We start from the raw sequence: 15,114 nt of genomic DNA, 5'->3' as shown, positions 1-15,114 counted from the left end.
TCAGTGCTCCGCTCGTGAGCCGGGAGTGGTCTGGACGACGTGCTTCCAGTCCGCCTGCTTGGCCAGGGAGAGGTCCCAGATGCCCTTGAGGTAGACCACGTTGAGGAACATCGCGTAGAAGAGCTCGGGGAAGAGCGACAGTCCCAGCCACCGGGCCTTCCACCCCCCGCGCCACACCGTCACGATCCGCTCGAGCGTGAAGACGAGGCCGATGCCGATCCAGAACGGGAACCACACCCAGTTCGAGGTCGCCAGGACCATCAGGATGATCAGCAGCAGGTAGGCGGCGAGGGCGATGACGCCGTAGCCGATGCCGAGCTGCTGCATCCAGTAGCGGAAGGTCTGCGGCCGCAGGCCGTAGGCGCCGAGGTTCTCCAGCGCTCCGCGCTGCCAGCGCAGCCGCTGGGCCCACAGGCCGCGCCAGGACGGCATGACCTCGGTGACCACGGTGCACTCGCTCGGCGAGATCATCAGGGCGCCCAGGGTCTTGAGCGCGATCGTCAGCTCGTTGTCCTCGGTCAGGGCGATCGTGTCGTAGACGTCACCGGGGACACCGGGCAGGATCTTGCCGCGCTCCTCGGCCACCGCGCGCAGCGCGCGCGGACGGAACACGGACGCAGTGCCGGTGAGCACGAACACCCGGCCCCGGCGACGACGCAGGTCGCGCTGGTAGCGGGTGTACTCGTTGCGCTGGAACTGGCCGATCAGGCCGAAGCCGTCCTCGCCGTAGAACAGCCCGCCGACCGCCATCAGCGCACGGTCGTTGGTGAGGCGCTTGGCCGCGCCCTCGAGGAAGCCGGCGTCGAGCGTGGTGTCGGCGTCCATGATCATCACGCAGTCGTTGTCGCCCTGGCCGGGGAGGACCTGCGCGAGCGCCTGGTTGAGGCCGCCGGCCTTCTTGTGCTTGTTGTCGACGGTCTCGTAGACGTCGACGCCGGCCTCGCGGGCCAGCCGGACCGTCCCGTCACTGCAGTTGTCCGCGACGACCACGATCCGGGCTGGGGGCAGCGACTGCGACTGCAGCGAGGCCAGGGTATCGGAGATGCAGCCCTCCTCGTTGTGCGCAGGGATGAGGACGGTGATGGTCACCTCACCGGCGTACTCCCCGCGGGTCTCGGTCATCACGAGCTTGGGCGCGAGGGGCATCCGGTTGCCGTCCTCGCTGCGGCGGGCCCGGGTCAGCAGGCGCCGCTCGATGCCGGCGACCCCGGCCGCGAGCAGCAGGGCGACGCCCACTKCGGCGAGCAGCACCCGTGGTGCGGGCATCTCGGTGTCGTAGAAGACCCGCCAGATGCCGAACAGCAGGCCCTCGTCGGGTGCACGACCGGCCTCCGGGTCCCCCGCTGCGACGGCCACCCACAGGATGCCCGCGCCCAGCGTTGCCAGGCCGATGATCGCCAGACCGACGGACCGTTGAAGCCACTGCATCTGTCCCGAGTCTCCTTGTCTCCTGCTGTCTCCTCGCGGGCGCGCACGTCCCGCACCGTTCAGTCGTTCGGTGCCGCCCCGATGGCGGATGGCATGAACTCAAGGACGAACTGGTCGAAGGGCATAGGTTTGCCGATCAGGTAGCCCTGCGCGAAGTCGACGCCCTCGTCGCGGCACACCTGCAGGATCTCCGGCTCGGAGACGAACTCGGCGACCGTCCGCTTGCCCAGGTCGTGCGCGATGCCGACGATCGAGCGCATGATCGTCCGGTCGACCGTGGACTCGTGCACGTGGGCCACGAACTCCCCGTCGATCTTCACGTAGTCGAAGAGCAGGTGCTTGAGGTAGTAGAACGAGCCGAAACCGGCGCCGAAGTCGTCGAGGGCGAAGGCGCAGCCGAGCTCGATCATCCTCTCGGCGAAGGTTCTCGCCAGCGCGACGTCGGCGACCGCCGCGGTCTCGGTGATCTCGAGGATGAGCGCCGACGGGTCGACGCCGTGGGTCGTGAGCGAGGCGACGATGGCCTTCTCGATGTCGGGGTTGCCGATGGAGTGGCCCGACAGGTTGACCTCGAACTCGAACGACGGATCGTGGTCGCGGCGCATCCGCGCCAGCAGCTCGAGGCTCTTGTCGACGACCCAGGCGTCGACCTGCGGCATCAGGCCGACCCGCTCGGCGATGTAGATGAACCGGGACGGCGGGACCAGCTCGCCCTCGTCGCGCAGGCGCAGCAGTACCTCGGCCGAGCTGATCCGGCCACTGGTGATGTCCATGATGGGCTGCAGGTGCAGCTCGAAGCGGTCCTCGGCGAGCGCCGCCTCGATGCGGCTCTGCCAGTGCAGCCGGGCGGCGGTGCGGGGGCCGCGCTCGTCGCCCTCGGACAGGACGACCACCTGGTTGCGGCCGGCTTCCTTGGCGTCGTACATCGTCATGTCGGCGAGGGCGAGCACGTCGGCGGCGTGCTCGGCGGCGGCCCGGAACGTCACCGCGCCGACGCTCGCCGTCACGCGCCGGGCGACCCCGTCGAGGGTCGCGGCGTGGGTGGCGATCCGCTCGACGACGAGGCCGGCCACCCGCGCGGCGTCGGACTGCTCGCAGTCGGTGAGCAGGATGGCGAACTCGTCGCCGCCGAGCCGGGCGACGACGTCGGTGCTGCGGATCGAACGACGGAGCAGCCCGGCGATGGTGACGAGGAGCTGGTCGCCGGCGTTGTGCCCGAGCGTGTCGTTGACCTGCTTGAAGTTGTCGAGGTCGAGCAGGAGGAGCGCACCGGTCGGACCGTGGCGTCGGCAGCGGTCGAGGTGCCGGTCGAGCTCGCTCTCGAAGCGGCGACGGTTGGCGAGGCCGGTGAGGACGTCGTGGTCGGCGAGGTGCGCGAGGCGGTCGAGGTAGCGCCGCCGGTCGGAGATGTCGACGACGTTGACCATCACGATCTCGCCCATCTGCGCGTCACCGACGACGGTGCTGCTCAGGGACACGCTGACGTCGTTGCCGCCGGAGTCCCGGAAGTTGCACTCGGACTGCAGGGACTCGCCGCGGTAGAGCATCAGCCGGCCGAGGTGGTCCTCGATCCTGGTCTCGCCCGGGGTCTCGAAGTCGGCGAGCCGGTGGCCCACCATGTCGGGCGGGTCGAGGCCCACCAGGACGGCCATCGAGATGTTGACGCGGATGATGGAGCCGGAGGGGTCGAGGAGGGCCACGCCGTGCGGGGCGTCGTCGAAGAGCTTCTCGACCCGCTCGTTGGAGACGCGGGCGCGCCGGCTCTGCCGCTCGAGGTCGCGCACGATCCGCTGGAGGACGGGCGCGATGATGACCGCCACGGCGCCCCACATCAGGGCTCGGCGCCAGTCGCCGAGGGTGTAGTCGGGCGGCCCGATCACCAGCACCGGGAGGACGAGGGTCGCGACGGCCAGGCCGCTGGCGATCCAGAGCTGTCGCGGGGTGCCCGTGATCGCGAACCAGAGGATCGGGAGGAGGACCAGGACCGTCATTCCCGACGACGAGCCGCCGCTGCTCGCACCGGCTGCGTCGTTCACCAGGGCGGCGTAGGGGAAGAGCAGGTAGGCGGGGAGCGCGTCCAGCCAGGTGCGTTCCTGCTGGCGGCGGCTGACGACGAAGAGCACGGCGGCCAGAGCCAGCACGGCTGCCGCGAGGCCGGCAACCCACCAGGGCCGGTCGTAGGGCGGCAGGAGCACGGTGACGAGGCCGAGCGCTGCCACGATGCCGAAGGGCACGGCCAGGGCAGGGCCGCCTCGCCTGAGGTCGGACGGCGCGGACCCCGGCGCGGCTGTCCCCGAGAAACGACGTCGCACGACACCACCCTAGTGGCGCGTGCGACGTCGCGAGACTCAGTCCGTGGAGTCGAGATCCGCAGCGACCCGGCGGTGCGCCTCCCAGATCTCCTCGGGCATCCGGTCGAACTGGGAGAGGTGCTCCTCGCGGAAGCCCATCTCCTGCTGCCACCGCTCCTTGTCGATCGTCAGGATCCGCTCGAGGTCGGCGGCCGGGACGTCCATCCCCGTGAGGTCGAGCTCCTCCTCGGTCGGGATGATCCCGACGGCCGTACGCCGACCCTCCACCTCGCCGTTCTTGAGCTGGAGCAGCCACAGCAGCGGGCGCAGGTTGTCCCGGTAGCCGGGCCACAGGAAGTGACCGTCCTCGGAGTCGCGCTGGAACCAGTTGACGTGGGCGAAGATCGGCTGGTCCGAGGCCGCCCCGACGATGTCGAGGTAGTGGCGGGCGTAGTCGCCCTCGCCGTAGGCCATGAAGGGCCGGTTGGACATGGGGTCGTAACGCAGGACGCCCTCCTTGCCCTCGGCCGCCGACGTGGCCTCCGCACCGAGCGTGAGTCCGTCGTAGACGCCCTCCGCCAGGTCGGTGATCGCTCGGATCAACGGCTCGCGGTCACGGGTGCGGCCTCCGAAGATGATCGCGTCGATCGGCACGCCCACGGGCGCGTCGTAGTCGGGAGCGATGTTGGGGACGTTGGCGAGGGTCGTCGTGAACCGGCTGTTGGGGTGGGCCCACGGAGCCGAGTCGTCCTCCTTGCGATCCGCGATCGGCGATCCCATCCAGTCCAGCCACCCGTGCCGGTCGGCCGGCTTCTCCTTGGTGCGACCCTCCCACCACACCTCACCGGTGGTCGGGTTGTAGGCGACGTTGGTGAAGATCGCCCGCGAGCCCTCGTCGACCGAGGCCAGCGCGTTGGGGTTGGTGGTCTCGTTGGTGTCCTTGGCGACGCCGAAGACGCCGTACTCCGGGTTCATGCCCATCAGCCGGCCGGACTCCTCGTCGACCCACAGCCACGCGATGTCGTCGCCGTAGAACGACACGTGGTAGCGGTCTCCCAACGCGTCCGGAGCCGCCATCATCGCGAGGTTGGTCTTGCCCGACGCGCTCGGGAAGCCGCCGCAGACGTGGTAGTCCTTGCCGGTCTCCTTGTCGTGGATGCCGATGAGCATGTACTGCTCGGCGAGGAACTTCTTGCTGGCCCAGCCGTCGTACGCGCCCTGCCGCAGGCCGTGCGCGATCTTGCCGAGCAGCGCGTTGCCGCCGTACGACGACCCGAAGTGCAGGATGGTGCGCTCGTCGGCGACCGTGACGAAGTAGCGCTGGTCCGCGGACGTGCCCTGGCCGAGGTGCTCGAGGTCGCCGGTCACGTGGACGGCGCGGACGAACGAGTCGGGGTCCTCGAGATCGTTGACGAACTGCACCCCGACCCGCGACATGCGGATCATGTGCAGCACGACGGTGCGGGTGTCGGTGAGCTCGACCCCCGCGGCCCACGGCGCGAGCACGTTGCCGGCAGGGGCCATCAGGTAGGGGATGACGTACATCGTCCTGCCCTCGGACGCGCCACGCATCCGGTCGTGCAGCATCGGCTTCATCTCCGAGGCCGGGCGCCAGTTGTTGTAGACGCCCCGGTCCGACTCGTTGTTCGTCGCGACGATGGTGCGCTCCTCGGAGCGGGCGGTGTCCTTGTAGTAGCTGCGGGAGTAGTAGCGACCCTCGCCGGCCATCTGCAGCTCGCCGGTCGCCACGGCCTCCTCGAGGAGACGGGCGTCGTCGGAGGCGTTGACCACCTCGATGCGCTCGGCGCCGGTCAGCTCGGCGTACTCCTTCACGAACTCTCGGACCTTCGGGTTCGTCAGCCCGGCTTCATCCATGACTGCCTCGAGATCTGCCATCGCGCTCCCTCTCGTCGTGCGGCGGTGCCTCGCCGCGGTGCGGGTGCTAGGCACGATAGGGCACCGTCCGCGCCTGCGACGGGGCCGGAAGTCCCGACTCCGCGACGAAGGTCCCAGCCGCTCGACCCCTCCCCTGATTTCGCCCGTCCGCAGTGTGTCGGCTATTCTCGACCAGTCCTCGCAGCCGCATCGGCCGCACGGACGAGCGCCTGTAGCTCAACGGATAGAGCATCTGACTACGGATCAGAAGGTTTGGGGTTCGAATCCCTACAGGCGCGCAGACCAACAAAGCCGCAGGTCAGCTCGCTGACCTGCGGCTTTGGCGTTCCCGACCGCGGATGCTCCCCTCGACTTCAGGAGGCCGCCCGGTCCGAGTGGTGCAGGAATGGTGCAAGAACCCCGCCGGGCACCGTTATCTCGGCGCGGCAGTCTTCAGACATGTCCCAGCTCCCTCATTTCGTCGGCGGCCGCAGCCCCGATGTATCTGGCACAGGGCTGGTCATGACCCAGACACCGATTCTCCTGACCATCCGCGAGACCGCCGCCATCCTGCGGGTCTCCATGTCCACCATCGATCGCATGCTCCGGCGCGGGGAACTCCCCCACGTGAAGATGAACTACGCGACGCGCATCCTGCGCCGTGACGTCGATGCCTACATCGAGTCCCGTCGCGTTGAGCGGCGAGGACAAGGCGCGGCATGAGCCGCCCCCGCCAGGACCCGGCCCAGGCGACACCGACGCCGTATCAGGGCAAGGACGGCCTCTGGCACGTCTACGTCCCGATGGGCTGGCACCCCGACGGCCGTCCCGACCGCAAGCACCTGCGGCGCAAGACGCGTCGGGAGGTCATCCAGGCGCAGCGACGACTCGAGGCGCAGCGCGACCGAGGCGAGTACATCCACTCGAGCCAGGACACGACCCTCGGCTGGTGGGCGACCCACTGGCTCGACGACATCCTTCCGTTGGCCGGGCGCAAGGCCAAGACCATCGACGGCTACCGGTCCACGCTCCGAGTTCACGTCCTGCCCCATCTCGCCGGGATGAAGTTGAGCGCGCTGACCGCGGAAGTCATCCGCAGTCGCCTCATCGAGATGAAGCGGGCCGGCGCCAGCGTCCACACCGTCGCCGCCACCCACCGCGTCCTGCGGTCGTGCCTGTCGGCCGCCGTGGACTCGGGCCGCCTGGCGGTGAACCCGGCCAAGAAGGTCAAGGTCGAGAAGCCCCCGGAGGTCGAGGTGGTGCCTCTCACCGTCGACGACGCGACGCGCATCCTCCGGACCGTCGCCGACCGCCGCAACGGCGCCCGCTGGAGCGTCGCCCTGTCCCTGGGGCTCCGGCAGGGCGAAGCGCTCGGGCTGAAGTGGACCGACCTGGATCTCGAGACCGAGACCGTGGTCGTACGTCGCGCCTTGCGCCGCGAGACCGGCCGCCACGGGTGCGAGCCCGACGACGCAGGCCAGCCCACGTGTTGGACCAAGCAGGGAGGCCGGTGTCCCGAGCGGACCCAAGGCGGCCTCGTCACCCGCACCCCGAAGAACAACAGGTCACGCACCATTCCGCTGCCGCCCGGCCTGGCTTCCCTCCTCAGGGCCCACAAGGCAGCTCAAGCCGCCGAACGCCTCCAGGCGGGCTTCCTGTGGAGCGACGAGGACTGGATCTTCGCCACCGAGTTCGGCGCGCCCATCGATCCCCGACGCGACTGGGCTGAGTGGAAGGAGGTGCTGCGTCTCGCCGGCGTTCGTGACGCTCGCGTCCACGACGCCCGCCACACTGCCGCGACCTTGCTCCTCGCCAACGGTGTCGACACCCGGACGCTCATGGACCTCATGGGATGGACCGAGCACCGGACCGCCCAGCGCTACGCCCACGTCATCGACCCGATGCGCCGGGAAGCCATGGCGCGGATGGGTGGGGTGCTGTTCGGACGGGCAGAGACCTGACTCAGCGCTGATGTACTTCTAAGACTTGGATGCCGTTGAGAACACGCTCCGCTGCCACCTGCAGCCGAGTGGCGTAGCTACGCTCCGACTCGTCACCGTTCAACGCAAGCGGGAGCTCGAACCAACAGTTGCGGATGCCATCTTTGGGCACAGGCCTGCGCCAGCCGGTCGAAACGAGCTTCTCGGCGAGTGCCGCGTCAAACGATTCGTCGTACCCCTGTCCATCGCCCGCCTCGACGTACAGGCCCCTCTCGCGATCGCCCTGCCACTGGACGTACCCGCCATTCACGTCGAATCCGCCCGTGCCACTCGACTGGATTGCATCGGCCAGCATCGCTGCAATCTCCACGACTCCGAGGTCGCCGTCGGAATCAGTGGGATCGTCCGAAGGGGGCGCGGCCGCCGCAATCTCGCTGGACGCCGGCTGCTCCTGAGCGGTCGCCACGACATCCTCGATCGGGAGCGAGTCATGTACCGCTTCGAGTCGAGCGCGAACGTTGGCCCCTAGCCTGGTGATCCCAAACAGCTCCGCAGTCGCGCGAAGCAAGTCGTCAACCAGGTTCAAGTCGTACTCATCGAGCACCGCGAGCATCGCGTTGGCGATCTCCTCCGGGGCAATCTCATCGAGGGATCGCGCACCGTCCTGTCCGGCGATGCGGAAACCGGCCCAGGCCTCGGGGTCGAGGTGTGTCGGCCAAGCAAAATCGCCGAGTCTTCGGTTCTTGCGTACCTGCCCCCGTGGGACCAGCTTGATGATGCTGTCGGCACGTGCCGAGCGGACCGCGTTGAGACCAAAGCGTCGCGCAACGATGCGAGCAAGTCGCCCCAGCTCGACGGGTCCTTCGGTCTCGATGACGTCGCGTACCTGATCGCGCACAGTCGCCGCGGCCGTGCGATCAGGCAGGCGGTCGAGGGTCTCCTTCGAGCCGACCACACTGGTGTGAGCGGGCTGGAACTCGGCTATGGCATCGGTGTCCGTCTGCGCTGCGTGAGTACCAGACGGAGTGACGGGGACGGGCGTCGACGGCGCGGGAGGCATCGAAGCCGCAGGGGTTTCAAACTGTTCCTGCGACAGGAACGGCACCGCGGACTCGGGGTCCAGAGGTTCCGGAGGGGTCCGCGATGCCGCGATGTCCAAGTTCGACTCGCCGTCACCCTCGGCGTTCGTGCGCATTGATTCTGAAGGGAGATCCCACTCGGTCTCCGGGGCGAGGCTCTGGACAGGCTCAGCAATCATCCCCGGCAAGGGATTCGAGGCAGACACCGTTCCCGCGGTGCTGCCGTCGAGGTGGGCCTCGGCTCGATCCACTTCCGCAACGACGTGGGCAATGACCTCGTCCCGATTCTGGAGCCACATCGGCCACCAGACGCGCGCAACGGTCGGCCAACCCATCAGGTTCTCAAGAACCTCAACAGGTAAGACGTCCCGATCGGACACCGTGCTGCGCTTCTTCCAACTCTCGCCATCGAGCAGGACCGGGAGGATCGGGCGATCTGGATATTCCGGTCGTGCGAGCACGAGGTCGAGCCGAAAATTGGACAGCCCGACGTCGGACATCACGTGCAGACCAGCGTCTTGCAGGGCCACAGCGATTTCATCACGGTGCCGATCCCGGATGGCAATACGGTGGGCGGTTTCTGCCTCATCGCTCTGAGAGCCGGCGGCCTGCGCGTCCATCAGGAACTGTTTGAGGTCCTTCGGTCCCTGGTACGTCGATCCGGAGACGTCGAGCTCGTTGGAGGCCGGGTTGAAGGAGCAGAACACCACGTTCTTTCGCCGCGCTCGGGTTACGGCGACGTTGAGCCGTCGCTCCCCACCAGCGTTGGAGAGTGGCCCGAAGTTGGTCGGGACCTTGCCGTTGGCCTGCTTGGAGAAGGCGACCGAGAAGACGACGACGTTCCGCTCATCGCCTTGGACCTGTTCGAGGGCCTTGACGAATAGGGCCTCGCCCCGACCCATCTTGGACTCGTCCAGGAGGTCGGCGATCTTGGTGTCGCCGCTTGCGTGCAACAGGTCCTCGATGAGCTGGCGCTGCTGCTCGTTGAAGGTCACGATGCCGACGGAGGGGAGCCGCTCGCTGGCATGGACGAGCTCGTGAATGTACTTCACGATCTCGACTGCCTCGAACGGGTTGGTGTTGGATCCCGCGGTGATCCCGTTTCCGAGGTCCACCTTCGCGGCGCCCGCTCGTAGGTACATGCCCTTGTCGCCGTTCTCAGGCCAATGCACCGGCCGGAACTCCAGACCTGTCTCGGAAGAGAGCAGGGTGGGAGTTGGGAAACTGCTCAGGTCACCCCGGTAGTACGTGCGATTGCTGAACGCGATCAGTGCCTCGTCCTGACTGCGGTAGTGCCAGCTAAGGCTGAGGGTAGGTACGCGGGCGAGCTCGCACTCGCTGAGGATTGACTCTTGATCCTCGACGATCTCCTCGGCATCGGGGTCGTCGATCTCGTCGTCGTCGAATGCACCACCCCCAACCTTGCGGGTGGGCGGCATCTGCTTGCTGTCACCAACGACGATGGCGGCACGGGCGCGGCCAAGCGCGCCGACCGCTTCGGGGACTGTGATCTGGGAAGCTTCGTCGAAGATGACGAGATCGAACTCCATGACGCCCGGTTCGATGAGGTCGACGACGGACGACGGACTGCACAACACGAGGGGCGTGAGTTCCTGGACGGCCTCGCCGTACTTCCGCAGGATCGGGCGGGTCCCGAGTTTCCGGGTGGTCTTCTCCAACTCCCGCGCAAGGCCGCCAGTGCGAGAGCCAAGGCCTCCAGCGCCCCTTCGCGCCATGATGCGCGCAGGGCCGTCCGTGACCCACTGTTTGCGGACCTCGGCTTGAGAATCGGAGTATGACGACACGCGCTGGTCGTGCGCGACGGCGTCGAAGCGATCGAGCCCCTCGGTGCTGATCCGCTCAGCGAGCGAGGCCTTTGCGACGCCTCGTGCGAGCGCATCCTCGGCGGTGTAGGCGGGAAGAGTGCCTTCGAGAAGCTCGACCCGTGCTTGGTCGAGCCCGGCGGAACGCATCGGCTCGAGCTTGCGTACGAGGGTGCACCAACGTTGAAGCGGGACGAGCCGCTCATATTCAACGTCGCGACGCCAGACGTCTTCGACCCGGCTCACCGCGGTCGTCAGTGTCGCACCGCTTCGCCATGCCTCGAAGTCCGCGTCCTGGATGACGAGCTCATCGCAAAGGTTGCTCCATGATTCCGCGTAAGCACCGAGAGCCTCGGCCTGTCCAGCGAGATGGCCGGCGCGGGCAAGGTCATTGACGAGGTGAGTCCATTCACCTCCATCGCGGAGGCTCGCAGTTGCTTGAGTGAGTTCCTCGACCCGCGTGCGAGCGGCCGCGAGCGCACCGGGCACGAGCGCATTTTTCGGAACGGTCCTCGACAGACCTGGCGTGGYGGCGATCGACATCCGGACTTGTTCGTCTGCGTCTTGGACGTCAACGAGGTCGGACAGGATCGCCCCGACGTTCGAAGGGTGCATGTCCAGCCCTGGTGGCGCCAGTGCTGCTATCGGAGCGATCGCTGCCATCTGACGACCCTTGCGTCCCATGAAGCCGGACGCTGTGGCGGCGCCGAACTGCTTCGCGACTCCGCGAAGATCGAGTCCGAGCACGTCTGGTGCAAACCCGTGGAGCTTGGGGGTGCAGCCCTCAACCGCGCGCTCGCAGCCAGCGACCGTTTCGCCGGCGCGCGCTGGCCAACTCGATTCGAGCACGCCGGCCAGCTCGTCCCCGGAGGGGAAGGCGGGGTTCGCTGCCGCCGCGAGGGTGTTGAATTGCGCGGGCCGGGTGACGGAGTCGAGCGCCAGGCGGAGCGCGCCACCGAGCGAGTCCGACCACGCGAACCCCGCGAGGATGCCGCGCACTGCGCCACTCACCCGCTCGATGTCGAACGGGTCCCCGTTACCCACACCAGCGAGCCGCCACGGATGGCCAGGACGGACACCCGCTGCGGCGGTCCACCTCTGGAGGTTCTCAAAGAGGTCCTTCAGCGCTTCGATGTGCTCTGCCTGATGCGCGACCAGTGTCGTGGGGATCGGCATCGCCGGGCCGTCCTGCAGGACGAGCAACTCATCATGCGCGCTGTACGCCGACAGTCCCGCGGCGTTGGCATTGTGGAGTTGCTGGGGATACTGGGTCAGCTCGAAACGTGCGTTTCTTAGCCGTCGGCGGGCGCTTTCAATGGCCAGGTTGTCGGGGTTGACGCTGGCCGTGAGTGATCGCTTCAGCTGGGCGCGTACCTCTGCCGCGTTGGAGCCCTCGTGGTGAAGATTCAACGTGAAAGGGCCAAGACCGATCTCGTCCAGTCGCCGCTGCACCACCGCCAAAGCGGTGCCCTTCTCGGCCACGAAGAGCACCCGGAGGCCGGTAAGAAGGCACTCGGCGACCATGTTAGTGATCGTCTGCGATTTGCCGGTGCCGGGCGGCCCCTGGAGTACAAAAGTGCGGCCCTGCTTGGCCCAGAGGACGGCTTGTTTCTGAGTGGAGTCGGCCGGAATTGGAGTCTCGAGCTTCTCCAACTCGTCTTCGAGCACCTCGACATGGGCAGCGTCGTCGACCGCCACGATCGCAGGGTCGTTGAAGGTCTCTGTAGGCGTGTCGACGAGATGCTTGACCAGCGGGCGGTCGAAGAAGTGGTCCGCGTGGAGGTTCAGGTCCTGCCACATGCGGAAGGAGGACAGATCCAGAGTCGCAAGGCGCGCCTCGGAGACGACCTCGACACGTGTAGATAGCTGTCGCCCAATGACAGCGTTTCGTACCTCTGCGATAACCGCATCGACGTCGATGCCCGCCCGGTCCGAGAGAGGCTCCGCGAGCCCGGCGATCGACAATCCGTGCTCACGACGAAGCCATTCGATGAGAGCTGCGTTCGGCGTCGTCTGCTGCGACGTGTCGAGCGACAGTGTGATCTCTTGGCGTCCGCGCGCTACGCCAATGTTGACCGGCACGAGAATGAGCGGGGCCTCGGCGAACACATCCGGCTTGTATTCCCATCGGAAGAGACCAAGGCAGAGGAACAGTGGATTCATCCCGCGTTCCTCGCGGGCTGTCTTCGCGTTGTGGGCGATCGACCGGATCTCCTTCACGAATGTGCTGGATCCGAGTGCGGTCCTCTGTCCCCCGGACCGCCCGATCCGCTGCACATAGAGCCGCCGGTCGTTTAGCTGTGATAACAGCTCCTTGCGATCGTCGGCGTTGCCGCTCTCTAGCAGTTGCAGGGCGTTCTTGACGTCCCGGGCGGCAAAGGTTTCCGGGATGTCATAACCGCTTACCAAGCTGAACGAGACGTCCTGATGGAGCTTGTCCTCAAGGACGCCCAAACCCTCAGCCGGGAGAATCAGCGGTTGCACGCGAGCGTTATTGCCGAGGTTCAGCAGAGCGTTCGTTGCGTTCAGGCTGAAGAGCGAGCTCTTCCACGTCCGGTAGCGCGCGGGGTGGTTATCGACGTGGCGCTGGCGCGACTCGGGATCGATGACCTTCTCTTCGACTTCAGTAACAACAGCATGTTGCCCGGCGCGGTACTCATAGATCTCGGTGACGCCGTCTGCCCTCTCGTGTACCGCTGGTAGAGCGGATACGCCTTCGCGGCGGGCTGCGGCTACGTCGATGAGCGTGACGTCGTTGGCGTGGATCCCACTGGCGAATCGCACCTGGCGGGCCTGCTCGCGCGCGTCGCCCGGTGACGCGTTGGCTGCAACTGCGAGGGCCGTCGTTTCAATGAGGCCGAGGTAGCCGGCCTCGACGAGGTTCCGGATGTGCGATGGGTCTCGGACGACGGGTGAACGTGGATACCAGTCCGGACCCCCGTCTTTCCCGCTCTTCGCTGGGTCGAGTCGCCAGTACCCAATGAAGATGTGGGATGGGATCAGGACAAGCACAGGGTTGAGACCTACGTGCTCGATGACGGCTGCGGTCAGGACCGCGGTGTCCATGCAGGTGCCGAGTCCACCTCGTGCGACTACGCCGTGATCTCGAATGCGCTGACCGTCGCGTGTGTAATCCCAGCCCGGCGGCGGTTCGGAGTAGGCGACCTTGCGAGCGCGCAGGGTCTCGTAGATGGCGGTGATCGAGCTCTCTACGTTGCCAGCAACTTCTTGGCGCTCTTCTGTGTCGCGCTCGGGGAGCTGGAATGTGTGGAATGACGCTTCGCCGGCGATACGTCCGCGCACGTCGGCTGCCTCTCGGGCCAGCACAGCGATCTCGGGATGGTTCGGACGCACAAACGATGCGAGCAGCGAACGGCTCAGCGTGTCGCTCCGTCCATCCTGGTCGTCGACCACCCGCTTGAGCCACTCAAGTTCCGTGAGGATGTCGGCAATGTCGGCCCGCTCAGAGTCCTCTTTAACGAGCTCTACCAGCTCGTTGTAGCGCGCGATCATGCGTGCCCTCTGCTCAGAACGACGCGGGTCGCCCTGCCAGAACCACAGGTCGCGCGGCTGAATGTCCAGCTCCTCGTCGTATCGGGCGAGCACCCGGTCCGCGGCCGCGTCTTCGAGCGTGATGACACACTCTGCGCCTTGGCGCTCATCCACCTGGGACATGACCCGGGCCGACAGTGGGACATGGACGCTGCCCAGCACCGATGTGCCGGCGTCGAGCGGGCCCTCGAAGGCGAGTTTCGTGCCGAATTGAACATCTGCGTCACGCACGACGACGCTGATTCGGGCGTGCTCGATCGGTTCAGCCACAGCTACGGTCAGGTCAGAAATCTGCGGGATGCGTGCGGCTGAGGACGCCCACGACCACTGATCGCTGATGTCGGCGCGCATATGCACTTCGACAGTCCTGGCGTCCTCTGCCGGTGTCTCGTCCGCGGGCGCTTCGATCGCCGCCTCGGAGAAGTCGACCTCTGCTGTCGAGTGGACCACGACCGGCTCAACAGTTGGGGTTGGCGTTGGCGTAGTCACTGAAGTGTTGGCGGACCTGGTCCAGTAGTCCAACGCTGCGTGCATTAGGTCGATGACCTGACCGCGGTCGGCGTAGCTGGACAGTGCTGACACATCAGCGACGAGCTCGCACTCCCCGTCGAGCCAGGATGGCCTGATCGCACTGACGAAGGAACGCGCCCGTAAGGCGTCAGCGTCCCCCACGAAAGGAACGACTCGAAGCTCGGAGCCTTCCGCCTCGACGAAGGTAATCGCGCTGGACGTCTCTTCAATTGCCAGCCAGTTGTGGTTATCCCCAGGCACGATCTCTGCGCGCGACCCGGCAACGCGCGCGAGCGCCTCCGCGAGCTCGGAGACGATCGGATGCAATGTGAGGTGGGCGTCCGAGTTCACCTGATCAGTCATTCCGTACCCCTCGTTCGTCCCGATCCCCGTCATCAGGGCGCTGCACCCCGCCGGGCTGCGAAAGGCCCGACAACTGCACCCAACCCAAGCACACCGCTTGCGCTGCACGGCATGAAGCTCTCATGGCTTCGAACCCGATGAGGACTGCTCGGCATTGTGCCCGAGACAAGGCGACGATGACTGGGTTTCAGCGAACGAGGAAGCCCATCCCCCCAGGTACCTCGCAGTGCGAGGCGCCCGCGATGGGACTGTC

General features: G+C 66.9%; 6 protein-coding genes and 1 tRNA gene. 3 read left to right on the top strand and 4 right to left on the bottom strand.

The features are described 5' to 3' along the window. The 3 genes from AC1DP1_RS07485 to AC1DP1_RS07475 are packed head-to-tail and all read right to left on the bottom strand — an operon-like array spanning nucleotide 1 to nucleotide 5,615. Nucleotides 1-1,428 carry a glycosyltransferase family 2 protein gene (locus AC1DP1_RS07485; protein ID WP_477506337.1) on the bottom strand — a complete coding sequence of 476 codons (1,428 nt, stop codon included), beginning with the start codon at nucleotides 1,426-1,428 and terminating at the stop codon, nucleotides 1-3. A gap of 59 nt (nucleotides 1,429-1,487) precedes the next feature. Next, nucleotides 1,488-3,740, bottom strand: a complete 2,253-nt coding sequence (locus tag AC1DP1_RS07480; protein WP_457188608.1) for a putative bifunctional diguanylate cyclase/phosphodiesterase — start codon at nucleotides 3,738-3,740, stop codon at nucleotides 1,488-1,490. 36 nt (nucleotides 3,741-3,776) lie between these two features. Beyond that, nucleotides 3,777-5,615: a phosphoenolpyruvate carboxykinase (GTP) gene (locus AC1DP1_RS07475; RefSeq protein WP_477506336.1), complete on the bottom strand. Its 1,839-nt coding sequence runs from the start codon at nucleotides 5,613-5,615 to the stop codon at nucleotides 3,777-3,779. A gap of 205 nt (nucleotides 5,616-5,820) precedes the next feature. Here AC1DP1_RS07475 and AC1DP1_RS07470 point away from each other — a divergent pair. The 3 genes from AC1DP1_RS07470 to AC1DP1_RS07460 all read left to right on the top strand — a co-directional run bounded on the left by AC1DP1_RS07470 (nucleotide 5,821) and on the right by AC1DP1_RS07460 (nucleotide 7,555). Further along, nucleotides 5,821-5,893 (top strand) — tRNA-Arg (locus AC1DP1_RS07470). 160 nt (nucleotides 5,894-6,053) lie between these two features. After that, nucleotides 6,054-6,317, top strand: a complete 264-nt coding sequence (locus AC1DP1_RS07465; protein ID WP_477506335.1) for a helix-turn-helix domain-containing protein — start codon at nucleotides 6,054-6,056, stop codon at nucleotides 6,315-6,317. Then, nucleotides 6,314-7,555: a tyrosine-type recombinase/integrase gene (locus AC1DP1_RS07460; RefSeq protein WP_477506334.1), complete on the top strand. Its 1,242-nt coding sequence runs from the start codon at nucleotides 6,314-6,316 to the stop codon at nucleotides 7,553-7,555. Before AC1DP1_RS07465 ends, AC1DP1_RS07460 begins: the two co-directional genes overlap by 4 nt. A 1-nt stretch (nucleotide 7,556) precedes the next feature. Here AC1DP1_RS07460 and AC1DP1_RS07455 read toward each other — a convergent pair whose 3' ends face one another. Further along, on the bottom strand, nucleotides 7,557-14,861 hold the full coding sequence (locus AC1DP1_RS07455) for an AAA domain-containing protein (RefSeq protein ID WP_477506333.1): 7,305 nt from the start codon (nucleotides 14,859-14,861) through the stop codon (nucleotides 7,557-7,559). Between the last annotated feature and the right edge of the window lie 253 nt (nucleotides 14,862-15,114).

Source organism: Nocardioides sp. P4_G10 (assembly GCF_056401175.1).
This window is presented reverse-complemented; position numbering and strand designations above follow the sequence as displayed.

Coding starts and splice junctions, on each gene's coding strand:
- AC1DP1_RS07460 (WP_477506334.1), top strand. CDS start 6,314: ATGAGCCGCCCCCGCCAGGACCCGGCCCAGGCGACACCGACGCCGTAT.
- AC1DP1_RS07475 (WP_477506336.1), bottom strand. CDS start 5,615: ATGGCAGATCTCGAGGCAGTCATGGATGAAGCCGGGCTGACGAACCCG.
- AC1DP1_RS07465 (WP_477506335.1), top strand. CDS start 6,054: ATGTCCCAGCTCCCTCATTTCGTCGGCGGCCGCAGCCCCGATGTATCT.